Origin of the sequence: Leisingera sp. S132 (genome assembly GCF_025144465.1) — a bacterium.
Classification (GTDB): domain Bacteria; phylum Pseudomonadota; class Alphaproteobacteria; order Rhodobacterales; family Rhodobacteraceae; genus Leisingera.
On the sequence record NZ_CP083559.1, the window covers coordinates 19,127 to 43,410 of the forward strand.

General features: G+C 68.0%; 20 protein-coding genes. 4 read left to right on the forward strand and 16 right to left on the reverse strand.

The features are described from left to right. Positions 1–17: 17 nt before the first annotated feature. Together K3725_RS22160 and K3725_RS22165 are read right to left on the reverse strand one after the other, a co-directional pair. Positions 18–668: a YjbF family lipoprotein gene (locus K3725_RS22160; protein ID WP_260019178.1), complete on the reverse strand. Its 651-nt coding sequence runs from the start codon at positions 666–668 to the stop codon at positions 18–20. Further along, positions 665–2,782, reverse strand: coding sequence for a YjbH domain-containing protein (locus K3725_RS22165; RefSeq protein ID WP_260019179.1), 2,118 nt, complete (start codon positions 2,780–2,782; stop codon positions 665–667). The genes K3725_RS22160 and K3725_RS22165 overlap by 4 nt, the downstream gene beginning before the upstream one ends. Positions 2,783–3,104: 322 nt before the next feature. Between K3725_RS22165 and K3725_RS22170 the strand changes: the two genes are divergently transcribed. Next, complete coding sequence (locus tag K3725_RS22170) at positions 3,105–3,392, forward strand: hypothetical protein (protein ID WP_260019180.1); 288 nt, start codon at positions 3,105–3,107, stop codon at positions 3,390–3,392. Positions 3,393–3,476: 84 nt separating this feature from the next. On the opposite strand, the gene K3725_RS22175 is transcribed toward K3725_RS22170, so the two are convergent. The 6 genes from K3725_RS22175 to xrtE form a co-directional block, all read right to left on the reverse strand. Further along, positions 3,477–5,621, reverse strand: coding sequence for a polysaccharide biosynthesis tyrosine autokinase (locus K3725_RS22175; protein ID WP_260019181.1), 2,145 nt, complete (start codon positions 5,619–5,621; stop codon positions 3,477–3,479). A gap of 93 nt (positions 5,622–5,714) precedes the next feature. After that, on the reverse strand, positions 5,715–6,401 hold the full coding sequence (locus tag K3725_RS22180) for a sugar transferase (RefSeq protein WP_260016690.1): 687 nt from the start codon (positions 6,399–6,401) through the stop codon (positions 5,715–5,717). A 160-nt stretch (positions 6,402–6,561) separates the two neighbouring features. After that, positions 6,562–6,828 carry a VPEID-CTERM sorting domain-containing protein gene (locus tag K3725_RS22185; RefSeq protein ID WP_260019182.1) on the reverse strand — a complete coding sequence of 89 codons (267 nt, stop codon included), beginning with the start codon at positions 6,826–6,828 and terminating at the stop codon, positions 6,562–6,564. 157 nt (positions 6,829–6,985) lie between these two features. Then, entirely contained in the window at positions 6,986–7,717 is a 732-nt protein-coding gene (locus K3725_RS22190; RefSeq protein WP_260019183.1) for a metallophosphoesterase family protein, read from the reverse strand. Between the two features lie 119 nt (positions 7,718–7,836). After that, positions 7,837–8,340 (reverse strand): hypothetical protein, encoded by a 504-nt coding sequence (locus K3725_RS22195; RefSeq protein ID WP_260016693.1) that lies wholly within the window; start codon positions 8,338–8,340, stop codon positions 7,837–7,839. Between the two features lie 171 nt (positions 8,341–8,511). Then, positions 8,512–10,140 carry an exosortase E/protease, VPEID-CTERM system gene (gene xrtE, locus K3725_RS22200; RefSeq protein WP_260019184.1) on the reverse strand — a complete coding sequence of 543 codons (1,629 nt, stop codon included), beginning with the start codon at positions 10,138–10,140 and terminating at the stop codon, positions 8,512–8,514. Positions 10,141–10,411: 271 nt separating this feature from the next. Between xrtE and K3725_RS22205 the strand changes: the two genes are divergently transcribed. Continuing rightward, positions 10,412–10,675, forward strand: a complete 264-nt coding sequence (locus K3725_RS22205) for a hypothetical protein (RefSeq protein WP_260019185.1) — start codon at positions 10,412–10,414, stop codon at positions 10,673–10,675. Beyond that, positions 10,675–12,312, forward strand: coding sequence for a hypothetical protein (locus K3725_RS22210; RefSeq protein ID WP_260019186.1), 1,638 nt, complete (start codon positions 10,675–10,677; stop codon positions 12,310–12,312). Before K3725_RS22205 ends, K3725_RS22210 begins: the two co-directional genes overlap by 1 nt. Before the next feature lie 368 nt (positions 12,313–12,680). Here K3725_RS22210 and K3725_RS22215 read toward each other — a convergent pair whose 3' ends face one another. Continuing rightward, entirely contained in the window at positions 12,681–15,041 is a 2,361-nt protein-coding gene (locus tag K3725_RS22215) for a calcium-binding protein (RefSeq protein ID WP_260019187.1), read from the reverse strand. Positions 15,042–15,323: 282 nt separating this feature from the next. Here K3725_RS22215 and K3725_RS22220 point away from each other — a divergent pair, with 282 nt between their 5' ends. Beyond that, complete coding sequence (locus tag K3725_RS22220) at positions 15,324–16,511, forward strand: peptidase G2 autoproteolytic cleavage domain-containing protein (protein WP_260019188.1); 1,188 nt, start codon at positions 15,324–15,326, stop codon at positions 16,509–16,511. A 7-nt stretch (positions 16,512–16,518) separates the two neighbouring features. On the opposite strand, the gene K3725_RS22225 is transcribed toward K3725_RS22220, so the two are convergent. The 7 genes from K3725_RS22225 to glf form a co-directional block, all read right to left on the reverse strand. After that, a complete protein-coding gene (locus tag K3725_RS22225) occupies positions 16,519–17,571 on the reverse strand; it encodes a glycosyltransferase family 2 protein (RefSeq protein ID WP_260019189.1) in 1,053 nt (350 codons plus the stop codon). Continuing rightward, on the reverse strand, positions 17,568–18,533 hold the full coding sequence (locus K3725_RS22230; protein ID WP_260019190.1) for a glycosyltransferase family A protein: 966 nt from the start codon (positions 18,531–18,533) through the stop codon (positions 17,568–17,570). The genes K3725_RS22225 and K3725_RS22230 overlap by 4 nt, the downstream gene beginning before the upstream one ends. 8 nt (positions 18,534–18,541) lie before the next feature. Next, positions 18,542–19,096, reverse strand: coding sequence for a hypothetical protein (locus K3725_RS22235; RefSeq protein ID WP_260019191.1), 555 nt, complete (start codon positions 19,094–19,096; stop codon positions 18,542–18,544). A 44-nt stretch (positions 19,097–19,140) separates the two neighbouring features. Then, positions 19,141–19,722, reverse strand: a complete 582-nt coding sequence (locus tag K3725_RS22240) for a class I SAM-dependent methyltransferase (RefSeq protein ID WP_260019192.1) — start codon at positions 19,720–19,722, stop codon at positions 19,141–19,143. 25 nt (positions 19,723–19,747) lie between these two features. Further along, complete coding sequence (locus tag K3725_RS22245; RefSeq protein WP_260019193.1) at positions 19,748–22,312, reverse strand: glycosyltransferase family 2 protein; 2,565 nt, start codon at positions 22,310–22,312, stop codon at positions 19,748–19,750. Between the two features lie 102 nt (positions 22,313–22,414). Further along, entirely contained in the window at positions 22,415–23,077 is a 663-nt protein-coding gene (locus K3725_RS22250) for a sulfotransferase family protein (protein ID WP_260019194.1), read from the reverse strand. Between the two features lie 16 nt (positions 23,078–23,093). Further along, entirely contained in the window at positions 23,094–24,266 is a 1,173-nt protein-coding gene (gene glf / locus K3725_RS22255) for a UDP-galactopyranose mutase (protein WP_260019195.1), read from the reverse strand. Positions 24,267–24,284: the final 18 nt, after the last annotated feature.

A 24,284-nucleotide genomic window follows, 5' to 3' on the forward strand; every position in this document is an offset into this window, starting at 1 on the left:
CTCCAATCAACTTACATTCAATTCTCATCCGGCACCCTTTTCATGAAAAGGTTGCCCAGGAAGCTGCCGGTCCACTGCGAAGACTGCAGCACTGCCCCCTGCCGTATCCAATAGGTATTTGTGAAGCTTTCCGCCAGCCCGTGGCAGCGCTCCTCCAGCTTCTGCACTGGAACCGGCACGCCGCGCAGGAAGATGCTGTCCGCCCCCAGGCGCGTGATGCCGCATCTGTAGGCATGCAGCCCGATCTGGTCGTTGCCGTTGAGGAAGCTGTGAAACCGCTCCGCGGTGCCCTCCCGGGCGGCCAGCACCAGATCCGCGCTCTGGCGCACATCCGACGCCGCCAGGCCGGAGCCGAACCCCTTGGCCGACGTCAGGAAGCCCTGCTCCAGGGTGATGGTGGCGCCATCGGCGGTGAGCCAGGTCTGCACCCCCGCACGTTCGGTTTCCAAGAGCATGACACCGCTCAGGCCGCGGGTCGGAAACCCCACCTCCAGCCGCGGCGGGATCGGCCGGACAGAGGCCAGCGCCGAGGCGCGCGGATGGAACCGGGGCGCATCGGGCTGCAGCGCGCCGCGCAGCAGGTCGAGATCGTCTTTTGCCTCGCCGCAGGACAGCAGCAGCAGGGCGGACAGCAGCAGGGCGGACAGCGCAGGCCACAGGCGTTTCATCGCATGAACCTCCCCCAGCCCTTGACCAGCTGCTGCGCGCGCGCCTCGCGGGTGACCCCGTAAAGCCGGTTGCGCACGTTGAGCCGGGCGCCGCCATCGCGCAGCACCGGGCGGATCACCTGGGCCAGCCGGTCGCGCGACGGGCGGCCGGTCAGCCAGGACACCGGGATCTCCAGCCGGATCCCCTTGTCAAAGGAGCCTTCGCCGAAGTCATCGAAGCTCACCGTGGTCAGGGTGAAAAAGGCACCGACCTTGAAACCATTGGCAAATTCCCGGTCCAGCGTGAGCGTGGCGCCGTAATCGCCGGCCAGGTAACGGCCTGCGTCCACCTGGGCGTGATACTCTCCCGGCAGGTCGTAATAGGCCGAGACATGGCCGGTGGCCGTTGCGTAATCCTGGAAACCGAACAGCACGTCGAAATCGCGCTGGCGCACATAGTTCAGCTCTGCCCCCAGGGCCAGGCGGCTGTTGGCCGGGAACCACAGGATCTCCCCCGACAGCCCGCCATACATGGTTTCCAGATAGCCCAGCGTGGCGCGGGCATAGAGATTTTCGCCGGGCCGCCAGATATATTCCGCGGTCAGATGCTCGATGCGCAGATCGGACTGCTGCGCATAAAGCCCCCAGTCGGAACGCACCCGCTGGATCACCGAGTTGGACCGGCGCTGGCTGTCGTCCAGGTTGCCGGCCGCGGGCTGGCGCAGCCCCGCGGACAGGCTCAGCCCCGGCGACAGCGTGTAATCCAGCCCCAGCTGGGCGCCGATCTCATAGCGGAAGGGGGCATCCGGGTCGAAGAAGGACGCCTGCAGATAGGGACCGAAGCGGTAGCTGAAATGCGGATAGGCATCCCTTGTGAAGCCGCCCTTGACCAGGGAGATGCTGTCGGAGACTTCGGCGCGGGCAAAGCTGCGCCAGGCGCCGTCCAGGTCATGCTCCAGCTCATAAAGATCATTGCGGGCAATCCGCACGGAGCTGAGCGGCACCCCGCCTGCCATCAGCGCAATGTCAAAGCCCTGCACCTGGGCCGGCTGGGTGTTGGCCAGCACCCGGGCGGTGCGGCCGATGGCCTGGGCGGCCTGGCCGTAGCGGCTGTTTTCCACCCCGATGCGCAGGCTGTCCCCATCGGTTTCCAGATAGACCAGCCGCAGCCCCTCCTGCTGCAGCTTTTGCGCCAGAACCTGCTGGCGGCGGGCCGGGGCGGCGGGATCGTCCGGCAGGTTCCAGCTGGCCAGCGCCACCCGGCCGGCCGGCAGCAAGGGCGGCGCCGCCGCCCCCTGCCCGCCCGGCGCCACGCTCTGGCGCGGGTCGATGAAATAGCTGTAGCTGAGCCCGAACGTGGTGCCGTACATGTAGGAGGCGGTCAGCTGGGTGCCGTTTTCGAACCGGTACCGGGCGCCGAAATTGAACGGGCTTGCGGCCTCGAAACCGATCCGGTCCCGTTCCTGGGAATACAGGTCCGGCGAATATTCCGCGAGCAGGGTCAGCTGGTCGTTCCAGGCCCAGCTGACACCGCCGAACAGCGCCGCATCGCCGCGGAACCAATTGCCGAAATCAAGCTGGCCGGTGGTCGAAATGCCGCCTGCGCTGGCATCCGGACGGGTTTTGAAGCGGTCCGACAGCCCCCCCAGCGGGTTTGAGAAACTGCCCCGCCCCGCCATCCTGCCCCAGCCGATGCCGCCGGAGAGTTTCAGCCGCTCCCGGAAAGTCTTGGTGGCGGCCAGGTATTCCGAGGCGTAAATCCCGGTGCCGCCGAAGTCGCGCAGCCCCAGGGCCAGGGCCGGGGCGGTGCGGCTTTCCTCGCGCAGCAGGAAGTGGAGATCGAAACTGCGGTCGAAACGGTCGCCGATCTGCCCGTCGAACCCCTCGATCACCGCGTAGCGGAAACTGCCATGCACCCAGGGCAGCATCTGGAAGGTCATGGTGGCCCGCAGGGTCCGGTCCAGCATCCCGCTGGTAAAGGCCAGGGTGCCGTCGGGATACATCTCGGCCGACGGCGTTTCGATCAGCCCCGGTGTGCCGTAGTTCGAGGTGGTCTGCGCCTTCACGGCTGCGGGGGCCGTCAGCACCAGCGCTGCCAGCAGCAAATGCCGCCCCTGAAGTATCCGTTGTCTCATAACACTTTTAAAATCACTTGCCCCGGTGTTCCCTTATCCGTTTTCCGGCAGGCTGTCCCGGGGCCAGGCGAAAAGGCCTGAAATGTCTCTTTTCTGTGGCGAATCTGCCTGTCTCTTTCCCTGTTTGGCGCGGCAGCGCAACCCTTGCCTGCGCGAAAAGGCCGCTGGCGCGGCGGCGGCCGCTCCCGGCCGCTGCCCGGGTCCGGCACCGCAGCGGAAAATGCTGTTTTTTGGCACAGCGCGGCAACTTTGCGGCGCTGCCGCATTCTCAGGAGCAGCCGGGCATGATAGCTTGGCCGCGAATAGGTTTAGGAGATTGACGATGATCCGGATTACCCTTCTGGCACTGGCCCTGTCTGCAACCGGCGTTGCCGCCCAGACGGCCAGCCAGGACAACTGTGAAGAAAACCAGACCAATGATGACGACAGCTGCATCGGCGCTGTGGTGGACGCCGGCGAAGCCGCCGCCGCAGCGGAAGCGGAAGGCGTCACCGGCTTTGTGCCGCTGATTGCCCCCGCCCTGGGCGCCGCCGCGGCTGCGGCCGGCCTTGCGGCCGCCGCGGGCGGCGGCTCGACCCCCTCCACCACCAGCACCGTCAGCACCAACTGATCCGGTCCCGGCCCCGGCTCACAAGACCGGCGCGCCCCTTGGGGGCGCGCCGTGTCTGCAAGGCAGGCCCCCGGGGCTGCCGCCTCAGCTGACGTAGTATTTCGAGCCGTAATCACCGTAGCTGTAGCCGTACTGCTTCATCCTTCGGGTGTTGATCTGGCCCAGGATCATCCCGGTCAGGCGCTGGTTGTCGGTGTGGAACAGCCGCAGGGTTTCCTCCACGTCCTGCCCGGCGGTGTCATCCCATTTCACCGCCAGCAGCACCGCATCCGCATTGCGCGCGATCAGCCGGGCGTCGGACACGATCAGCACCGGCGGCGTGTCGATCAGAATGATGTCATAGCGTTGCCGCATCTCCTGCAGGAAGTCCCTGAACCGCCCCGAGGCAAACAGGTCAGCTGCATTGGCCGAGGTTTTTTCCCCCGCCAGGATGTCGCAGCCCAAAAGCGGGTCCTGGAAAATCGCCGCTTCGGCCGGGGCATCGCCTGCCAGCACCGAGACAATGCCCTGCGGCGGCACATTGCTGAGCTGCGCGGTCAGGGTCCGGCGCCGGATGTCGCCTTCGACCAGCAGCACCTTCTTGCCGATGCCGGTGAAGTTCTGCGCCAGCGCCAGCGCGTTGGTGGTCTTGCCTTCGCCGGGCAGCGAGGAGGTCATCACCACCACCTGCGGCGGCTGGTCCACATTGGACAGCATCAGCGAGGTGCGCAGGTTGCGCACCGCCTCCGCGGTCGCGGAAGAGGGTTTCTCGGCCAGGTATTCCAGCACCTTGCGGCGGCCTGATGCCGGGAACACCGGGATCTGCCCCAGCACGCTGTAGCCGGTCTTGCGCTCCAGCTCCTTGGCCGAGCGGTAGCCCTTGCGCCGCGCCTCCAGCAGCAGCACCGCACCCGCCCCCAGCATCAGCCCCAGGATGCCGCTCATCGCCAGGATCAGCGACTTGCGCGGGGCAGAGGGGAACAGCGGGATCACCGCCCGCGACAGCAGGCGGCTGTCGGCCTTCTGGATGCCCTCCTGCGCCGAGGTCTCCTTGAGGCGGGTCAGGAAATACTCATAGAGCAGCCGCACCGCTTCCGCTTCGCGGCTGAGCTGCTGCAGGGTGATCAGGTCTTCGCCCTGCCGGGCCAGCTGGCTGGAGAGCTCCGCCTCCGACTGCACCAGCGTCTGCAGCTGCTGGCCCGCGCGGCGGGCATCCAGCGCGGCCCGCGCCAGCAGCCGCTGGAACGCGGTGTCAAAAGCGTCTCCGCCGGCAGCGGTATCCGCCTGCGCCAGCAGCCGCTGCAGCTGCCGGTTCTGGCTGATTTCCGCCTGCGCCGCACGGGTCTCTGCGCCGCGCAGCCCGTCATAACGCGCCTGCGCCGTCTCCGCGGCGGATCTTGCCAGGGAAATGCGCTCGCGCAGGTCCTTCAGCTGCACCTCCTGCGCCTGCAGCGCCTCTGCTGAGATCAGCGCGGTGCCGGCATTGAATTCACTGGCCCTGGCCTCCGCGGTTTCCAGCTCCGCCTTCAGCTCGGCCACCCGGCCGGTCAGCCAGGTTGTCGCCTGTTCAGTGGCCTCGAATTTCACCTCGATCTGGTTGAGGATGTAGAGATCGACGATGGTATCGGCGATCAGCGCCGATTTGAGGGCGGATTCGGTCTCCACGGCCACCTGGAACACCAGCGTGCTGGGAACGTTGCGCACCGACACCTTGTCCAGCAGGGTGGAGACCACACTGTCCCGGATCAGCTGTTCGGCCAGCTCCGGGGGCATCGGTGCCGCCGGGCGCTGCAGGCCCAGCAGCGATTTGATCCCCGATTTCACCGCCCGGACCAGCCCCCCCAGGGCGGAAGGCTCCACCAGCGCCCCGTTGAACTCCGGATCCTCCATCAGGGCGAGCTTATCGGCAACCTTGGTCATCAGCCCGCGGGATTGCAGCACCTCCAGCTCGGAGTTGACCTCGGCATAGTCGCCCGACAAACCGCTGACGACGCTTTGCAGGTCCACCACGCTTTGCTGCTTGGTCTCCAGCATCACCACGGCGCTGGAGGTATAAAGCGGCACCGCGGCAACATAGGCATAAATGCCGCCTATGAATATGGCGGCCAGAGTGGCCAGAGCCATGATCCACTTGCCGCGCCACAGGGTGGCAAACAGAGCCCCAAGATCAATGACATCCTCTTCCGGCGCTTCCGCAGCAGCCTGGCGCGGCACCGGAAAGGATGTCTCGTTCAAAGGCGATTGTTTCATGAATACCCGCATACCATAATGATCAGAGCGTGCCGCAAGGGCGCGTTGCCCCCGCATACACGCGGCGGCTGCAAGAAGAAAGCGCGCCGCGGTTCAGCGGCCTGTTGCGCCCAGCACGGCGAGGCCGGTTCTGGCGATGATTTTGAGATCGGCCGGGAAGCTGCGGCGGCGGAGATAGGCGACGTCCAGCGCCACCCGTTCCTGATAGCTGACATCGTTGCGCCCCGAGACCTGCCACAATCCGGTGATGCCGGGCTTCTGGGCCAGATAGGCGCTGGCGCTGCTGCCGTATTTGGCCAGTTCCTTGGTGACGATGGGGCGCGGGCCGACAAAACTCATCTCGCCCTTCAGCACATTCCAGATCTGCGGCAGCTCATCCAGGCTGGTCTTGCGCAGGACATGGCCCAGGCGGCTGATGCGCGGATCCTTGGCCAGCTTGTGATCGCGCTCCCATTCGGCTGCGGCTGCGGGATCGGCGTCCAGATGCGCCTGCAGCCGGGCTTCGGCATCCGCCACCATGCTGCGCACCTTCCAGCACTTGAACGGCTTGCCGTCCCGCCCGACCCGGGTGTGGCCGAAAAAGCCGGGGCCGCCATCGCGGCGCACCAGCCCCCACAGCAACAGGATCACAGGCACCAGAACCGGCAGCAGCAGCAGCGCAAAACCGATATCGAAGAGCCGCTTTCCCGCCTTGGCGTAAAGACCGGCCGGGACCTGCACGGGCAGATGGTGATCAGCAGAGCCTTCTGCGGAATACGCAGCCAGTGCAAAATCCTGCATCGTCAAACACCCTGAATGTAAATTGATTCAACCAAAACCCACACGCAAAACGGTACGGGCAGGTTCTCAATACATCCAAATTGCAACAAATTTAAGTGGCAATTTCTATAGTTTTGAAATCCGGCGGCGGTATGCCGCCGCAGCCGGATCGCGGCAGCGGTCAAGCCCGGCTCCGGCGGTCCGCTTCCCAGGCCAGCACCAGCGCCGCGCCCACCGCCGCCAGCGCCAGCAGGCCGGCGCCCGCATCAATCTCCGGCACCCCATGCGGATTGCCGACGCCGTTGCCCCAGCCATTGCCGCCAGCGTTGCCATTGCCGCCACCGTTGCCAATGCCGTGCCCGTGGCCGTTGCCCATGGCAAACGCAGCTGTCAGGGTCATGCAGTGCACCGCACAGACGGCACCTGCAGCAGTCAGAAAGGTTTTCATTGCTCCGGCCTCACCAGATCGGGATATGTTTCCTTTTGAAGACCGTTAACACTTTTCCGAAAATTGCGCAATTTCCGCCACCGGGCAGCCCCGGCCTTGGCGGCCATCTGTGTCCGGGCTGCACCGCCGCCCGCCTGCCGCCCCCTGGAATCAGACCCTAACTGCGCACCTGCAGGAACCGCGGCGCGCTGCCGTCCAGGCAGACCGCGGACAGCGCCCCGCCGGCATAGGCGCCGGTATCGATGGCAATCCGGCCCTGCGCCGCCGCGGGCGCCGCAACGATGGTGTGCCCGTGCACCACCCAGATCCCGTCCCGGCGCGGCCGGCGCAAAAACGCCGGATGCCCCCACAGCAGCACGTCCTGCGGCTGCGCCTCCGGGGCCGCGCCCGGATCCGCGCCGGCATGCGCCACCAGCACAGTGCCCGTCCGCAGCGAGGCCGGAAGCCCGGCCAGCCAGGCAATCAGCGCATCCCCCATCCGGCCGCGCAGGTCATCGCGGCAGCCGCGCAGCTCCTCCGCCGTCATCTGCGGCCGCACCCCGCGGACCCCGAAGGACGCCAGCGTCTGCAGCCCGCCATTGCGGATCCAGCGCCCGCCCGCGCGGGCCGGATCCTCCAGGAACGCCAGCAGCATCGCCTCGTGATTGCCCATCAGGCAGGTCAGATCCGCCCGGCCGCTCAGATAGCGCAGCACCCCCGCGCTCTGCTCGCCCCGGTCGATATAGTCGCCCGCCAGCACGGTCCGGTGGCCCGGCGGCACCTTGGCCAGCATCGCCTCCAGCAGCTCCAGGCAGCCATGCACATCGCCGATCACGCACAGCGGCGCCCCCGGCGCCGGGTCGTCAAACCGGGCCGCCGGCCAGAGACTGTTGAACAAGGATGACAGCACGGATGCCAGGCCTCCCGGCGGCCCCGGATGCAGCAAAATCCCGGCGCAGGGCCGCGCGCCGGGGCAAGGACTGTCTCAGGGTGATAGCCCCCCGCCCGCTGCGGGGCAAGGCGGCCCGCTCAGGCGCGGCTGCAGGCGGGCACCCCCATGCGGATGATCTCGCTGCCCTTGATCTTGTGCACCCCGGAAATCCGGTTGCGCCCCTCCGCCATGAACCAGGACTGCAGCGGCGCCGGGTAATACTGCGCCATCACCCGGCTGAAATAGTCGAACTTCTCCTGGGTCAGGCGCCGCCCCCCGCGCGAGGGGCCGTGGAAGCCGAAGGTGGTGGCCGGATCGACACAGGCCCCCGGCAGGCCCAGGAACATGGTGCAGGTGGAATAGCAGACCTTGCCGCGGATCTCGACCCGCACCCCGTGCTTCTGCAGGTTGCTGAGCTCGATCAGCCGGTCATGCAGGTAGCCGCCGCGGTCGCTGCCCACCACATAGGTCTGCTGGGCCGCCGCCGCAGACGGCTGCAGCATCAGCGCCAGGCCGCAGGCGGCGGCCGCCCGAGCGGCCAGGCGACAGGCGGCCAGGCGAAGGGCGGAACGGGCGCGGGACAGGGGGGCAAGGGCCGGCATGGTCAGATCTCCAAGGCAAACACGGGCGTTGGAGACTGGATAGACACCCCCTGCGGGCGGGCCGGGGTGCGGATGTGGCAAAAGTTAGTACATTATCAACACTTTAGCCCGCATGTTAGGCAAATTTTAAGGGATCTTAACGCAGCCCCGCCAAACCCAAGCCGAACCCGCTCAGATCAGCCCGAAATCACCGGAAGCAACCGCCGCCGCCGCAATCAGCGCATTGGCCAGCATATGCGCCTGAACCGCGCCGCCAGGATGGCGGGTCCGCAGGTACAGCAGCCCGAACGCCAGCCCCGCCAGGGCACCGGCCAGCCAGCGGTCATGCAGCGCGGCAAACAGCAGGCTGCTCACCGCCAGCCCCGCCAGGACCCGCCAGGGCGCCGCGCCGGGGCGGCCCGCGATGCGCTCCAGCACATAGGCGCGGAAGAACAGCTCCTCGATCACCGGCACCAGCAGCACCGTGCCCAGCAGGCGGCAGAGGATCCAGACCGGATCCGGCGCCCCGGCAGCAGAGGCGGCGGCGGCGGCCTCCGGGGCGGTCCAGAGCCACAGCGCCGCCACCGCGCAGCCCGTGGCCCAGTCAGCCGGGCCCGCCCGCCAGCGGAAGGCCTTCAGCGCAGGCCGGAACAGCCCCAGCCCCAGCACCATGAAGGCCACCCGCAGCGGGTAGCCATCGGCAGGATTTTCCCAGAACAGCGGGGTGAGCGTGCCGCTCATCATGAACAGGATGAAGGGCACGAACCTGGCAAACAGCGGATCCGCCGCCCAGGCCGTCCCCGGCGCGCGCGCGCCGGCCGGCGCCGCCGCGCGGAACAGCGGCATGTTATGGGCGGCCATCAGGATGCCCAGAGCCAGCACCGAAAACGCCAGCCAGCCGGCATAGGAATGAAACCCGTCCACCGCCAGCTGCGGCGAGACATTGGCGCCCAGCCAGATCAGACCGGAAATCCGCACGATGTTCAAAACCCAGCTCAAAGCGACCGCAACCGGAAACAGCATCATCCAATACGGCCCCATGCGCAGCGTCTGGCGGGCCACCAGCGCATAAAGCCCCATGAAAACCATCACCAGGGCCATCCCCTCTGCGCCGGAACAGCCAGCCGCGATATAGACCGTGAACCCCTCCAGGCCGATGATAAGCTCACTGGGCATGCTGAAGCTTTCCAGCCCGATCACGTCAAAGGCAAAGCTCACGCCCTGGAATGTCAGCCAGGTCAGGACGCGGTTTTCCCCCCAGAACAGGCCAATGACCTCCACCACAAGCGGGAGAAGGAAAAAGCCCGCGGCGGCAAGCGGCAGGAAGGCGCCATTGCCGGAGAACCATTGCGTCCAGGCGCGCAGCGGCAAAAGCCAGAGCGCGGTGCCCGAAAAGGCAAGCACCGCCCCGGACAGGAACACCGGCACCACCCGGAGAAACTGCGCCTCCAGGTCCGGAAGCGGGAGCCAGACAAGCGGCGCCAGCACCAGCGCCGCCCCCAGCAGATGCATGGCGGCCGGAACCAGCCGCCAGCCCGCGGCCGCCTCTGCCAGGCGCATATAGCTTTGCCAGAGCCGGGGACGGGCCAGGCTCATCAGAACAACGGCTGTGCCCATAAAGAGAACGCACAGGGGCAGCGCGCGCATGCTCCGGCAAAGCGCATATGCAGACACATTCCTGCAGTCGAACTGACTGGTCTCAAAGGTGAGCAGACGCAGGGCCACGGCCTCGGCCATGACCACCGCAAGGAGAATGAAAAGGCGCACGGATGCCGGCTTGAACATCCAGCCCGGCTGTAAATTCGCTTCAGGATTGCTCATGTCAAGAACAGCGCATTTCTGTCAAAGGTCCTTGTTCCCAGGCCGCGCCGCCGCCTGCCTGCCTGCTCCGCCTCTTTTCCGCATAGTACCAGATGGCGGGCAGAGTTCCAGACGGGACAGGTGCCGCCGCAAGCCCGGCAAGGCGTTGCGGCAGGCGCCGGTCCGGCGCACGCCCGGTTTTGCCGGCTTTAACCCGGATAGGCCACCATGCTGCTCATCGGAGGAATCGGGACGCAGGGCTCAGCAAGTCTGCACATTCTGGAGTACACACATGCCTCAAACCGATCCGTTCGCAAGCCACCGCCGCGGGCTGGAAAGCCCGGCAGAAACCCATTTCGCCATCACCCCCCAGGATGGCACCGACCTGCCGGTGCGCCCGCGCGTTCTGCGGGTTCTCTCCGGCGGCGATCTGGCCGTCCGGGATGCGGCAGGGACGGTCATTGTCTATCCGGTCGCATCCGGCGAGACGGTTGCCTTCTCGGCTGCCGGGATCGAGGCAACCGGCACCACCGCAACCGTCGCGGGGTGGTACTGATGCTGAACACCGGCCTTTCACTCACCGGGGCGGCCGCGCAGGGGCGCTGGCCGCCGCCCGCCGCCCTGACCGACCTGGACTTCCGGCAGGACCGCTATGTGCTGGCCGGCACCGAGCGGCGCTTTGACGAGGTTTTCACCTACAGCGGCACCGGCCCGCGCACCTTCACCGGCCCGGCGGGGGACTGCCTTTGGGCCGCGCATAACCTGGTGCTGAACAGCGAAACCCCGGCCAGCCAGACGATCAGCGTCGCCGCCGCAGCCGGCTATACGGTTGCCATGGAGGGCTCCGGCTCCGCCGCCTTGTCCGGTGCCGCCGCGGGCGTGGCAACCGGGGGCAGCCCGGCCGTTGTGACGGCAGGGTCCGGCGCCCTGACGCTGACCCTGTCCGGAACCGTGACAAGATTGTGGGCGTACCGCTCCGATCTCGGCGGCATGGCAGACAACCCGGACAACATCCTGGGGGCGGGGTTCGAGACCTATGTCCCCTCCGGCGCCGCGCCGGCCTTCACCGCGCGCCGGAAGGCTTATGCGGGCGGCGCGCCGGCAGGGGTGCTCCTCGAGGATGCCGCCGCCGTGAATATCATCGCGCAGAGCCATGACTTTTCCAATGCATACTGGCTCAAGAACAATCAGCTGGCGGTGGCGGCCTCCGGCACCATTGCCGGGATTCCGGCCTGGGATCTGACGGACAGCGGCAGCACGGCTTTTGCCTATTGCACCGCAAGCATCGGTGCAATCGCAGGCGTTCACACCGCCTCCTGCCTGGTGCGCAAGAACCCCTCCCAAACCTCCTTGTTCAGCGCCCGCCTGTCGGTCGGGTCGAACCAGTTCTGCGGCATCTCGTTCGACACGCTCACCGGGACCATCACAAATAAATGGAACAACGGGCTCGTGGTGCAGTCAAACGGCGACCACATGCGGGGGGCCATCGATATGGGGTCCTTCTGGCTGGTGTGGTTCACCTATGACCCGTCGCTGCTGACCGGGCTGGACGCCTCTGCCGACTTCCAGGTGTTCCCGGCCCATGACGGGCTGGCCTCTTCTCCCGGGCCGCAGGTCATGGGATCACATGCCTGCACCGCCTTCCAGGTGACCGCCGGGTATACTCCCGGCTCGTTCATCCCCACCGCAGGCAGCCCGGCCGCCCGCGCCGCAGAGACACTGGCCCTGCGCGCGCCGGCGCTGCCTGCGGGCATGCCGCATGCGGTCTCTGTCGCCTTCGATGGCCGCCTGCGTTTTGCGGACACCGGGTCCGCTGCAGCCGCCAGGTTCTTCGACTGGCAGGCCGGTGCCGGCACCGTCCTGCGGGCGGAGCTGAACACCGGCGGCACCGCAACGGGGCAGATCCGGGTTTTCAGCGAACAGTCCGGTGCCGCCAGCACCGCAAGCGGGCCGGCCGCAGCCTATGCGCCCGGGCTGGATGTGCCGGTCAGTTTTGCAGCCCGGCACCAGGCGGGTGTTCTGGAACTGTCGGCCCAGGGGGAGGCCGCCCCGGGCCTGCCTGCGCCTTCAGCGCTGCCGGATCTGGCCGCCGCCGGGATCGGGCTGGCGCCGGTGTTCAACGGCCACCTTGGCCGGTTCCGCATATGGGATGAGGATCTGGGCAGCGGCGGCGCAAGGCGGGTAACCGCCTGAGCGGCGCCCTGCCCCCGCCCGCGCGGCTTGCTCCGGCAGCAGGCTGTGCGGGTCCGGCGAAGGCGCGGGCCACGGGTCTCCATCTGTCCAGGGGCCGGTGCCGGCCAGCGGATCCGGACCGCCGGCACAGCTCCCCCGGACCGCAGCCAATGCCTCAAACCCGGTTTGCCGGCCAAGGGCAAACCAGGTCTGCGCTTGTGTCCCTTGGGCCGGCATTTCCAGTCTAAGGCTGTCTGCTTGCCGGCGGGCGGCCTGTCCTGCCTTCCCCTTTTGACCCCAGGCCTGCGGTCCGGAGCCTGCGGTCCGGGGCCGCATCCGGCGGTCCCTGCGCCAGACGGCCTGCCCCTGCCGGCCTGCCCCTGCCGGTCTCAGAACAGGAAATCATCCGCCGCCAGCCCGCCGGGCTGCACCCCCTCCAGGAACACCGTGCCGCTGCCGGTGCCGATCAGCGTGCCGCTGCCTTGCGCGCTGATATCCAGCGCTGCAAAGCCGCCGCTCAGCTGCAGGGCCCGCAGGTCGATCCAATCCGCCCCCGATGCGAAATCGGTGACCGTGTCGCGGCCATGGCCGGCCGCAAACACAAAGGCATCCGCTCCCCAGCCGCCGGTCAGCCGGTCATCGCCGCCGCTGCCGCCGAGCCGGTCATTGCCCGCACCGCCGAAAATCCGGTCATTGCCAGCGCCGCCGCCGCACAGATCATCGCCGCCGCCGCCATAGATCACATCCGCGCCGCTGCCGCCCCACAGGACATCCGCCTCATTCCCGCCTGCCAGCGTGTCCTGCCCGTCTTCCCCCAGCAGCGTGTCGGCGCCGCTGCCGCCGCCCAGCCAGTCCCCCCCGCTGCCGCCCGCCAGCCGGTCCGCCCCGGACCCGCCGTCCAGCCGGTCATCGCCGCCCCGGCCCCACAGGCGGTCCTTCCCGTCCCCGCCCCACAGGCTGTCATTGCCCAGGCCGCCATCCGCCATGTCGTGGCCGCCGCCGCCCCACAAGCGGTCATGGCCGCCGCCGCCCCACAAACGGTCCGCCCCCCAGCTGCCGCCCAGCTGATCGTGGCCCCAGCTCCCCCAGATCGTATCCGCCCCGGTTCCCCCGGACAGCGTATCGTTCCCCGCCAGCCCGGAGATCGCGTCATCGCCGCCGCTGCCCTGCAGCGCATCATCTCCGGCAGTGCCGTAGAAGCCGCCGCCGGGCAGGGTGTCGCCCAGCTCCTGCTGCTGCGGGAATTCAAACCGCAGCGCCGGACCGAATACATCCTCCAGCTCCAGCCGCCCGCCGCCCGCCTGCGCCACCACGATCCGCATGCCGCCGATCTCCAGGTCGATCCCGTAGCTGCGGCCGCGGCTCTCCAGCTGGGCCGGGCTGTAAAGCCCCTCGAACAGCGACAGGTCGAGACGGTCCTCACCGGGGGTGAAATCGCGCACGGTCACCGCGTCCGCCACCGGGTCAGAGACCGGGGCAATGACAAAGATATCGGCGCCTGCGCCACCGTTCAGCTCGCCGCCGCCCGCGCCCGAGACCAGCACGTCATCGCCGGCATGGCCATACAGATCCGCCCGCCCCGCGCCGCCCTCCAGCACGTCATTTGCAGCACCGCCATCCAGCCGCGCATCGCCTGCCCCGGCCTGGCGCACAATCCCCAGCTCTGCCAGCGGCAGGGTGAACCGGCTGATGCCCGCCTCCGCGCCCGACGCCGCAAAGACCTGCAGCTGGCCGCCCGCAACCACCGCCTCCAGTGCGGTGACATTCTGCAGCCCCAGGCCGGGCATATGCTCCAGGCTCTCCAGATGGATCAGCTCCCCGCCCCGGGTCAGGGTGAACAGGCTGAGGCCGCCGTCATTGCCCGCCGCCAGCACCAGCAGGTGCTCCCCCGCCTGCACAACCTCCACCGCCGTCACCCCGCCAAAGCGGGTCATCATGCTGTCCTGCAGCTGCGTCCGGAACTGCAGGCCGCCCGCCGCGTCCACCTGAACCAGCGTCAGCGAGCTGCTGCCCGCCGCGCCCAGCAGCGCCCAGGCCTGGCCATTCATTTCAAAGCTTTCCAGCGCGGTGATGGCCGAGACAGACAGCCCCTGCCCCGCGCCCAGCACCGCCCCGGGCGTGAGCGCGCCGGTCGCCGCATCCACGCTGTAGCCGCGCAAGCCCCCGGCATCAGCCGCCAGCACCACCGCCCCCTCCGCGGTCTGCACCGTGGACAGCAGCGCCGATGCGCTCAGCTGATAGGCCTGCGCGGCGCCGCCCAGGCCAGCCTGCGCCTGCACCGCGCCATCCGCATCCAGCTGCCAGCCCTGCAAGGCGCCGCCCGCCAGCCCCACCGCATAAAGCGCCGAAGAGCCATCCGCCAGCTGCAGCGCCGCCACCGCGCCAAGCCCGCCCGCATCCGCGCCCGCCAGCGCCTGCTGCTGCTGGCTGCCCAGGCTGCCGCCGCTGCCCACTGCATAATAGCTGAGACCGCCGCCGCTGGTCCCCTCCTGCAGCAGCCGCACATCGCCGCCGATCTCCGCCAGCTCGAAATTGCCGGTGCGCAAAGACGCCTGGCCATGCAGCTGCTGGCCCGCCAGCTGCGGCACTCCGCCGGTGCCGGGCAGCTGCCAGCGGCTGATGCCGCCGTTCAGGCCGCTGATCGCATAAAGCGTGGCCTGGCCGTTCTGCACCGTGATCTCCAGATCGCGCAGATCAGTGCCGAAAATCATGTCGTCCGTGCCGAACCGTCCCGTGAATGCCAGTGCCATCGTGCCGCTCCCATGCGCCGCTGAACCCGAGGTGAACCCGAGGCTGAAACTGGCGGGCACAGGCGGCGCAAAGCGGGCGGCAAATCTGGCAAAACCGGGGACATTGTTTAGAGATTGAGAACAATTGCGCGAACAGGCGGGGAATGGGCCGGGAACAGAGCGGGACCGGCGGCGCCCTCCGCGGGGGTGTTGCGCAAGCAGCGTACGCCCCGTTAGCGCCGTCTTGACGCGGCTCTGGCACTCTGGGCGGCGATCCCGTTTCCCCATCCCGGAGCCCCGCCGATGACCCAGGCCTCGCCGATCCTCGCCCTGCCCTACCTGATGCCGAGCCAGGCGCAGAAACACGTGACCCATAATGAGGCGCTGCAGATGCTGGATGCGCTGGTGCAGCTCAGCGCCGAAGCCTTCGATGCGGTGACGCCCCCCGTCAGCCCTGCCTTGGGCGAAACCCATGTGCTGGCCGCCAGCCCGGCGGGCGCCTGGGCCGGCCGCCCCCATGCCATCGCTGTCTGGCAGGGCGAGGGCTGGATGTTCCTCTCCCCCCTGCCCGGCTGGCGGGCCTGGGGCATTGCGGAACAGGAGCTTAGGGTCTGGACCGGCAGCGCCTGGATCCTGCCGCCCGCCGGCACCCAGAACCTTGCCCGTCTCGGGGTCGGCACCATGGCCGATGCCGCCAACCCGCTGGCCGTCTCCGGCCCGGCAACCCTGCTGAGCCACGCAGGCGCCGGCCATCAGCTGAAGATCAACAAATCCGCCAGCGGCGACACCGCCGCGCTGCTGTTCCAGTCGGACTGGAGCGGCCGCGCCGAGATGGGTCTGGCGGGCAATGATGACTTCTCGGTGAAACTGTCGGCGGACGGCAGCAGCTGGAGCACCGCGCTGGCGCTGACCCCTGCGGGCCGCGCCGGGTTCGGCACCGCCAGCCCGGCGGCGCATCTGGAAATCCAGGGCAGCAGCGATGACTACCTGCTGGCCGGTGATGGCGGCGCCAGCCCGGATTTCCGGCTGGGATCGGATGGCAACGGCAGCTGCTCCGGCGCCTGGTCCGGCGGCGGCGCCGATTATGCCGAGTGGTTCGAATGGGCTGACGGCAACCCCGGTGGCGAAGACCGCCGCGGCCTGTCCGTGGTGCTGGAGGGCGTGAAAATCCGCGCCGCAACCGCCGGCGAAACACCAATCGGCGTGATCAGCGCCAATCCGGCGGTGGTGGGCGACGGCGACATGGATGAATGGAAGCAGCGCTGGCTGCGCGACCCCTACGGCGCCCTGCTGCGGGATGCGGCAGGCAAGCCGCAGGAGAATCCCGCTTATGACGCCTCACGGGTCTATGCGCCGCGCGCGCAGCGCCCGGAATGGGCGCTGGTGGGGCTCTTGGGCAAGCTGCGCCTGCGCCAGGGCCAGCCGGCGGGCGCGCGCTGGATCCGGATGCGCACCGCGGCGCCGGGCATCGGGGAATGGCTGGTGCGCTGAGCCGCCGTCAGCCGTCCTCTTCCTGCGGTGCCAGCCTGGCCAGGGCGCGCTCCTGCAGCATCGCCTGGGCCCCGCCGAGGAACCCCATCCGGTCGCCCAGTTTCACCGCCGTGAGCTGCTGGACCTCGGCCATGCCGCGCGGCTTCTCCGCCAGCCGCTCCCAGAACAGCGCCTCGGGAAACGCCGCCAGCGCTTCTGATGCCAGCGAGAACAGCCGGTTCAGCCCTTCCGGCGGCACATGGCGGCCGCACCACAGCACATGGTCGGCCAGCCAGTGGAAATAACGCGCCTCCAGCGCCGCCGCCTGCCCCGTCTGCTCCAGCATGGCGCGGATGGTGGCCGCATGCTCGAAGATCTGCAAAGGCTTCAGCCCCATCGAGGCAACGGTCTGGCCTTCCCGCTCCATCCGGTGCACATGGGTGACCGGCTCGAAGAAGCAGAAGCTGGCCGCCCGCACCGAGGTTTCCCAGTGGAACGGGTTGTCCTCAAAGAAGTAATCGCCCACCGGGAAGCGGAGAGTGTGCCGCTCCAGAAAGCTGCGCCGGTAGATCTTGCGCCAGGGGAAGGGCGCCATCTGCAGCAGCAGCTCCCGGCGCGCCTCCAGATCCCCGGTCCGGCGCATCCGGTCCCACAGATGCGCTTCCGGGTAGCTGGTGTAATTGCCGCTGCTGTTCCAGTATTCCTTGCAGCCGCAGACGATGAAATCCGCCTCCGTCTGCTGCAGCTTCTGCACCGCGGCGGCCAGATTATGCGGCAGCACCCAGTCGTCGCCGTCCACGAAGACCACGATACCGCCGGTGGCGCGCTCCAGCCCGGCATTGGCGGCACAGGCCACGCCGCCGATGGTGTTTTGGGCAAAGAAGACCGGCACATAGGCCACCCGGTCCGCCGGCGCCGCGGCGCCGATGGCATCCGCGATCTGCCGGGTGGCATCGCTGGAGCCGTCGTCGACCACGATCAGCTCGAGATCGTCGAACCCCGCATCGATCACCGACTGCATCGCGGTGGCGATGAAGGGCTCGACGTTGTAGGCGGTGATAATGGCGCTGATCCGGGTCATGCCGCCTCATCCTCCTGCTGCGGCTGCTCCGCCTCGCTGGCCGCCCAGAAGGCCGCCGCCGCGGCGGCATATTTGCGCCGCCAGCGCTCCGCTCCGGCACCGCCGCCATCGCAGAGCCGGCCGCGCATCCAGGTGAACAGGTCCTCGCAGAAACCGGCAAACACCGGCAGCAGCCTGCCGGCCCCGGCATGGGTCAGCAGCTCCGCCTCGACATTGGCCAGCTCGGCAAAGACATCCATCCGCTTTTCACCCACATACTGGGTGGCGCGGCCGCCCTGGGGCACCTCCCAATGGGTGATCAGCGGCGGCGCCCAGTCGAGCACGCCGAACTGGCGGCAGCGCAGGAAGCTCTGCCAGTGCGGGGTGATGTCCTCATGCATGCGCAGGTCCGGGAAGCGGATGTCAGCCCGCTGCAGGAAACCGCGGCTGTAAAGCTTGTTCCAGGGGAAGTTCACCGTCGCCATCGCCTCCGGCCGGTCCTGCAGCCGGAACCGCTGCAGCGGGAAGCTCGCCTCCGGGCGGCGGCTGAAGAAGCGGCGGTCGACCGGATGCATGTCATAGCTGAAGCGCTGCCCGGCATCGCGGCTGAGATGGTATTTGAACAGCACGAAATCCGTCTCGCCGCCCAGGGGCGCCAGCCGCATCACGTCAAAGAAACAGGGCGCCAGCAGGTCGTCGGCATCGAGGAACATCACCCGCTCCTCCCCGGCCAGGGTGATGCCAAGATTACGCGCCGCTGCCGGGCCGCCGTTTTCCGCCATCCGGCGGTAGGTGATGCGGATATTCTCCGGCAGCTCTGCCGCCGCCACCGCGGCTTCGGTGCCGTCCTGCGAGCAATCGTCGACAATCACCAGCTGCACCCGGGCGCCGCAGGCGGCGAAATACGCAAAATGCCGCTGCAGCCCCGCCGCGTCATTATAGGCGGGGATGATGAAGCTGTAGCCGAAGGGATCCTGTGCCATGGCCGCGCTCAGATCAGCAGCGCTTCGGCGCCGTGCAGGGTCACATCAAAGCTGCGGCCCTCGAAGAAATAGAGCACCTCGGCGCCCTGCGCCTGCGCCGCCAGCTCCGCATCGACGGGGATGAACACCAGGTCCTCCTGGCGGGCGCCGGTCAGCACCACAAGGTCGCGGGCGAAGACATCCCTGAACCCCTCTGCCAGCAGGTAGCGCAGGCAGATCCGGAACCGGCCCGGGCCGCGGCTCGAGCAGTCCAGCAGCTGGCCCAGGTAGCGGCCCTGGCGCAGCGCCGCAAGATCGATGCCGTAGGACAGCGAGAACCAGGGGCTGGTGCCGATATCCTGCAGCTGCAGCCGCACCCCATCGCCCTCCGGCTCCGGGGCGGCCAGCACCCCGACCCCGGCGTCCGGCTGGTAATCCAGCCAGATGCCCGGTGCCAGCGCATGGCGCGGCCGGGGCGAGCGGATCTTCCGCACGGCCCCCGGCAGTGCCGACAAGAGGGCATTTTCCGCTTCCAGGGAGGGCCTGCCGGCCTGGGGATGCAGCCTCGTCTCAGTCTCTGCCATCTGCCTGTCCTCGTGATCTTCCCGGCCGCGGGATAATGCGGCCCCTATTGCGATGCAAGATCCGGCTCCGCCAGCTTGCGGAACGCGATCTGGCTGCCCAGCTTCATCTCGATCTCCGCCCCGCCCTCCGCCAGCAGCCCGTGGCAGGCGCGGATCACCCCGTCGCCCCACCAGCTGGCATTGCGGTAGTCATCGGCAATCAGCAGCCCGCCGGGCCTGAGCTTGACCAGCCAGCCCTCCAGATCCGCCTTCACCGCCGCATAGCTGTGATCGCCGTCGATATAGGCGAAATCCAGGCTGCCGTCCGCGAACCGCGCCAGCGCCGCCTGGCTCTCCATCCGCAGCACCTCGATCCGGCCGCGGGCGATCTGCGGCGCGAACCGCTTCAGCACCCGGCCATGGCGCGCGTCCATCATCTCCTGACTCATGCCCTTGCCGCCGTAGAGCGCGCCGCTGCGCGTCCCGTCATAGGCCCAGGGGTCGATCAGGGTCAGCTTCTTCGGCTGCGCCACCTCCAGCAGGCGCTCGGAAAACGCCCCTTCGTGGACGCCGATCTCGACCCCTTCCCCCCGTTTGCGGACCTGCTGGATGACGCTGGCGCGCTCATCGGTGATCACTCTGAGCATGCGGATTTTCCTGCCTGCGCTGCCATTACTGCCAGATGCTCTCGACACCGCCGCCCTGCAGGCGCTCGGCATAACTCGGCGGCACCAGCCAGAAGCTGCCGTCCGCCAGCAGCTGCACGATCAGGAACGGCCGCCGCCCGTTGCGCAGGCTGGTCGGGATCTCGATCTCCACCTCGCGCAGGCCGGCCTGCCAGAGCGCCGCCAGCCGGGCGGTGTCGATCTGCGCCAGCGCCTCGTTCTCCCAGCGCATGAGCGCCAGCGGCTCTTCGCCCTGCGGATGGATCAGCCGGGCGCCCGCGGCCGTTTCCCCCGGCTCCAGCGCCACCGAGACGCAGAGGCTGCGCGCCTCGCGCAGGATCCGGATGACCCGCTCCCGGTTCGAGTCCCTGTAGGCCCCGTCCAGCCGCTTCAGGAAACGCTCGGCCCGCTTGCTGCCGCCCGGCCCGCGCGCCGCCGCCAGTGCCGCCAGATGGCGGTCCAGCGCCGCCTCCAGGTCCAGCACCGGCGCCGCCTCGCGGACCCGCCCGGCCTGGCCATGAGCGCGTTCATAGGCGGCAATTTCTGCCGCGTGGCTGCTGCGGAAACGCTCCAGCCCCGCCGCCATTGCAGCGGTCGGCGCCTTGCTGGCGGCGGCCTCCGCGTCCTCCGACACCATCAGGAACAGGTTTGCCAGATCTTCTCGGGTCAGCCCGTTCAGCCGCTTCATCAGGCGCATCAGCGCCGCCTGCTGCGGGGTCAGCGATTCATTGGTCAGCGCCCGCGGCACCGGCGCAAAACCTTCGGCGCGCAGGCCTGCCAGGCCGAAGAACCAGGGTTCGATGCCGCCGCCGGCCCGGATCTTCTCGAAACAGCCCAGATGCAGCTTCGACACCGCCGCCGGCGCCTGCAGCACGGATGCGATGTGATCGAAGTCGAACAGCCCCAGCTGATCCAGCGACGCTGCAAACTCATCCACCGTGCTGGTGAAGCCGTTCCAGGGGTTGCCGCACATTTCCACATAGAGCGAGCTGAGCCAGTCCGCCGGATGGCGCAGCACACAGGCCACCTCCACCCCGATCCCCTCAAACGGTGCCAGCATCGCGGCAAAATCCGCGCCCCTGTCCCAGAACCGCGGCGACACGATGTTCTCCGCCGACAGGATCAGCGTCTCCACCGGCCGCCCCGCGATCTGCGACACCTCCTGGACCTCGGCGGACAGCGCCTCCGCCACCCCCGGCGCGCCTTCCAGGATCTTCTGGAACAGGCTGGCATGGCCCGGGGTGCGCTCGCGGCGGATGCCGAATTCGCGGTTGGTGCCGAAGACCGGATAATGGACCCCCGCCTCCAGCAGCGCAAAACGGTTGCGCTCCATCACCTGCTGCAGCGTCGAGGTGCCGGTTTTCGGAAGCCCGGTGTGCAGGATGATCCGCTTGACCAGCTGCTGCAGCGGCACCGGCGCGGCGGACACCGCCGGCGCGGCATCGCGGCGGAACGACAGCGCGCGGGTGATCACCTCATCGGCCCCCGCATCCGCGCCGCGCAAACCCGCCAGCAGCGGCGCCGGCGGCCGGGGGCGGGCCAGGATCTGCAGCAGCAGATCATCGTCCCCCTGCTTCAGCGCCAGCCGCAGGACGTCCATGCGGCCTTCGCGCAGGAACCCCTCGCGGCCGTTGATGTTCAGCACCGTGTCCCGGTACAGCGCCGGCAGCTCCCGCACCAGCGCGCGCAGGCCCGCGAAATACTCCGCGACCAGCGGCCGGAACCGCTCGAAACCGGCCAGGCGCTGGCAGATGCGGCCCCAGTATTCATCCAGCTGCTGCAGGTAGAGGATCGCATTGGCGGCCTCGAACCCCTGCCCCGAGCGCCCCTCGGCCCGCGCCGCGGCAAAGGCGGCGTTGAGCTCGCTCAGATGCTGCACATACTGTGCCAGCTGATCGCGGTTGACCTGCTTCATGGTCGAATTGGCGACATTGAAGTGATCGACCGCAAACAATTCGCTGACCCCGGCCCGGCGCGTCCGCAGCAGCGCCTCGATCACGAACAGCCGGTCCTCGCGCTGGCGCAGCCGCGGCGAGAAGATCACCCCGTTCTCTTCCAGGAAGGCCCGGCTGTAGAGGATCTGCCAGCAGCTGACCACATTGGCCAGTTCCGGCGCCGAGGCCACCGAATGGGCCTCCCCCGGCTGCAGCCCCAGCCGCCGGGCCGGGCTGCGCACCATCTCCGGCGACACGTTGTAAAACCGCGCGATCAGCATCTCCAGCCCGTGCCGGTCCGCCTCCGCCACCCATTGCGCCAGCACATGCAGACCGCAGAAGGCGTCATCGCTGTCGAGAAAGGCGATATAGCGGCCGCGGGCCAGCTCCATGCCGCGGTTGCGCGCGGTGGACTGCCCCAGGGTCGCCTCGCGCGCCTCGATGCGCAGCGGCGCCTGCGGGTTTTCCTCCTGGATCTGGCGCAGGATATCCAGCGAGAAGTCGCTGCTGCAGTCGTCCAGCACAATCACCTCATGCGCCACCCCCTGCTGGGCCAGCGCCGACAGCACCGACCGCTTCAGGAAAGCTTCGGAATTGTAGGAGGGGATAACAACGCTGACGTCAATGGGGTCCGGCATGGTGTCTCTGTTCCTGTACTCTATACGGTCCGCAGCCTTGCGGGTTCTGTTTCACGGGCCTGCGGCGGCCTGGCCGCAGGCGGATTCGCTGCGCCGCGGCCGCTACCGCCGGTCATAGCCGAAAGTCTCGAAGTCGCGGGCATAAAATGCGCTCAGCACCGCAAGCGCCGCCTCGCCCAGCCGCTCCGGCTCATAGCCCTGCGCGGCAAAGCCGCCGGTGCGGTTGGCCTCGGCCATCCCGGGCAGCCAGCGCGACACCGGCGACGCCGCCAGGCTGCCGGCCTGCTCCAGCTTCAGCACCTCATCGGCCCAGCGGGCCCCGTCGAGATTGGCAAAATGCACCTGCGGGCGGAAATGCACCAGCTTGTGGTCGTTCTCCACCGCATGCAGCTTCAGCGCCTGCAGCGCAAAGGCCGCCGCCACCCTGTAGAAGGCCTCAGGGTCCGACAGGATGGCATTGCGCATATGGCCGGTGCCCAGCTTCAGATGCTGCGACACCGCCGACATGAACCGCTGGTAGGGGTCGCGCACGAAGACGAACTTCAGATAGCCCTGCACCTCTTCAAAGGCCTTGGGGAAGAACCGGCGCATCTGGAACGGGGTGATATGGGCCAGGTCGAGGATCTTGCCGGCATCGTTCACCGGCCGCCATTCAAAGAACAGGTTGTCCCGGGTGTCATAAGGCAGCAGCGTGTTGTGGCAGCTCATGCCGGCGCATTTCGGGTTGTGGATAAAGACGAATTTTTCCGTATCAGACACGATCATCCGGCATTCCCCCCGGTTACAGCGGTGCCGCGAAAAACGCCGGCGCCGCTTCGCCCTTGTCCAGGCAGGCGGCAAAGCCGCGCGCCGCGTCCAGCGCCTCGCGGATGGTCACATCCATGTCCAGGTAGCGGTAGGTGGCCAGCCGCCCGGCAAAGGTGACGCCGCGGGTCTCTCCGGCCAGCTGCACATAGGCCGCCAGCAGTTCCTTCTCCTTCACCTGGCGGATCGGGTAGTAGGGGATGTCGCCGGGCTCTGCCTGGCGCGAGAACTCGCGGTAAAGGACCGAGCCCTCATGGCTTTCCCACGGGCTGAAATGCTTGTGCTCGGTGATGCGGGTATAAGGCACCTCCTCCTCGCCGTAGTTCATCACCGCGCAGCCCTGGTAGTCGCCCTGATGGGTGAAGCGCTCGAAATCCAGCGTCCGGTAGCCCAGCCGCCCCAGCTTGTAGCCGAAGTAGCCATCCAGCGGCCCGGTATAGAACACATGGTCATACCCCTGCCCCATCTCCGCCGTGAATTCAGTCTCTAACCGGACCGAAATGCCCGGATGATCGAGGATCCCGGCGATCATCGCGGTATAGCCGTTCTCCGGCATGCCCTGGAATTTGTGGAAGAAGTAATTGTCGTCGTAGTTGAACCGCACCGGCAGGCGTTTCAGGATCGAGGCGGGCAGCTCCGAGGGGTGCATGCCCCATTGCTTGATGGTGTAGCCCTTGAAGAAGGCCTCGTAGAGATCGCGGCCCACGAACCGCATCGCCTGCTCTTCGAAGGTCCCGGGATTTTCGATCGAGGTGTCGGCCTGTTCGTTGACGATGAAATCATGCGCCTCTTCGGGGCGCATCACCTTGCGGAAGAACTGGTTGATGGTGTGCAGATTGACCGGCAGCGAGAACACTTCGCGCTCGCCCGAGAGCCCGCGGGTGGTCGATTTCACCCGGTTCTTATAAGGCTTGAAGGTCCCGAAACGGTTCACGTACTCCCACACTTCGGCGTCATCGGTGTGGAAGATATGCGGCCCGTAGACATGCACCATCACGCCGGTCTCCGCATCGCGCTCGGTGTGGCAGTTGCCGCCGATGTGGGCGCGGCTGTCGATCACCGTGACCGCGTGGCCGGCCTCGGCCAGCTGGCGCCCGATCACCGCACCGGAGAGGCCCGCCCCCACCATCAGAAATTTGCCTGCTGCCATCTGTCCCGTTCCTCTGTT

What these genes read in the sequence shown, in the direction of transcription:
- K3725_RS22160 (WP_260019178.1), bottom strand. Translation starts at nt 668, where the DNA reads ATGAAACGCCTGTGGCCTGCGCTGTCCGCCCTGCTGCTGTCCGCCCTG.
- K3725_RS22165 (WP_260019179.1), bottom strand. Translation starts at nt 2,782, where the DNA reads ATGAGACAACGGATACTTCAGGGGCGGCATTTGCTGCTGGCAGCGCTG.
- K3725_RS22170 (WP_260019180.1), top strand. Translation starts at nt 3,105, where the DNA reads ATGATCCGGATTACCCTTCTGGCACTGGCCCTGTCTGCAACCGGCGTT.
- K3725_RS22175 (WP_260019181.1), bottom strand. Translation starts at nt 5,621, where the DNA reads ATGAAACAATCGCCTTTGAACGAGACATCCTTTCCGGTGCCGCGCCAG.
- K3725_RS22180 (WP_260016690.1), bottom strand. Translation starts at nt 6,401, where the DNA reads ATGCAGGATTTTGCACTGGCTGCGTATTCCGCAGAAGGCTCTGCTGAT.
- K3725_RS22185 (WP_260019182.1), bottom strand. Translation starts at nt 6,828, where the DNA reads ATGAAAACCTTTCTGACTGCTGCAGGTGCCGTCTGTGCGGTGCACTGC.
- K3725_RS22195 (WP_260016693.1), bottom strand. Translation starts at nt 8,340, where the DNA reads ATGCCGGCCCTTGCCCCCCTGTCCCGCGCCCGTTCCGCCCTTCGCCTG.
- xrtE (WP_260019184.1), bottom strand. Translation starts at nt 10,140, where the DNA reads ATGAGCAATCCTGAAGCGAATTTACAGCCGGGCTGGATGTTCAAGCCG.
- K3725_RS22205 (WP_260019185.1), top strand. Translation starts at nt 10,412, where the DNA reads ATGCCTCAAACCGATCCGTTCGCAAGCCACCGCCGCGGGCTGGAAAGC.
- K3725_RS22210 (WP_260019186.1), top strand. Translation starts at nt 10,675, where the DNA reads ATGCTGAACACCGGCCTTTCACTCACCGGGGCGGCCGCGCAGGGGCGC.
- K3725_RS22215 (WP_260019187.1), bottom strand. Translation starts at nt 15,041, where the DNA reads ATGGCACTGGCATTCACGGGACGGTTCGGCACGGACGACATGATTTTC.
- K3725_RS22220 (WP_260019188.1), top strand. Translation starts at nt 15,324, where the DNA reads ATGACCCAGGCCTCGCCGATCCTCGCCCTGCCCTACCTGATGCCGAGC.
- K3725_RS22225 (WP_260019189.1), bottom strand. Translation starts at nt 17,571, where the DNA reads ATGACCCGGATCAGCGCCATTATCACCGCCTACAACGTCGAGCCCTTC.
- K3725_RS22230 (WP_260019190.1), bottom strand. Translation starts at nt 18,533, where the DNA reads ATGGCACAGGATCCCTTCGGCTACAGCTTCATCATCCCCGCCTATAAT.
- K3725_RS22235 (WP_260019191.1), bottom strand. Translation starts at nt 19,096, where the DNA reads ATGGCAGAGACTGAGACGAGGCTGCATCCCCAGGCCGGCAGGCCCTCC.
- K3725_RS22240 (WP_260019192.1), bottom strand. Translation starts at nt 19,722, where the DNA reads ATGCTCAGAGTGATCACCGATGAGCGCGCCAGCGTCATCCAGCAGGTC.
- K3725_RS22245 (WP_260019193.1), bottom strand. Translation starts at nt 22,312, where the DNA reads ATGCCGGACCCCATTGACGTCAGCGTTGTTATCCCCTCCTACAATTCC.
- K3725_RS22250 (WP_260019194.1), bottom strand. Translation starts at nt 23,077, where the DNA reads ATGATCGTGTCTGATACGGAAAAATTCGTCTTTATCCACAACCCGAAA.
- glf (WP_260019195.1), bottom strand. Translation starts at nt 24,266, where the DNA reads ATGGCAGCAGGCAAATTTCTGATGGTGGGGGCGGGCCTCTCCGGTGCG.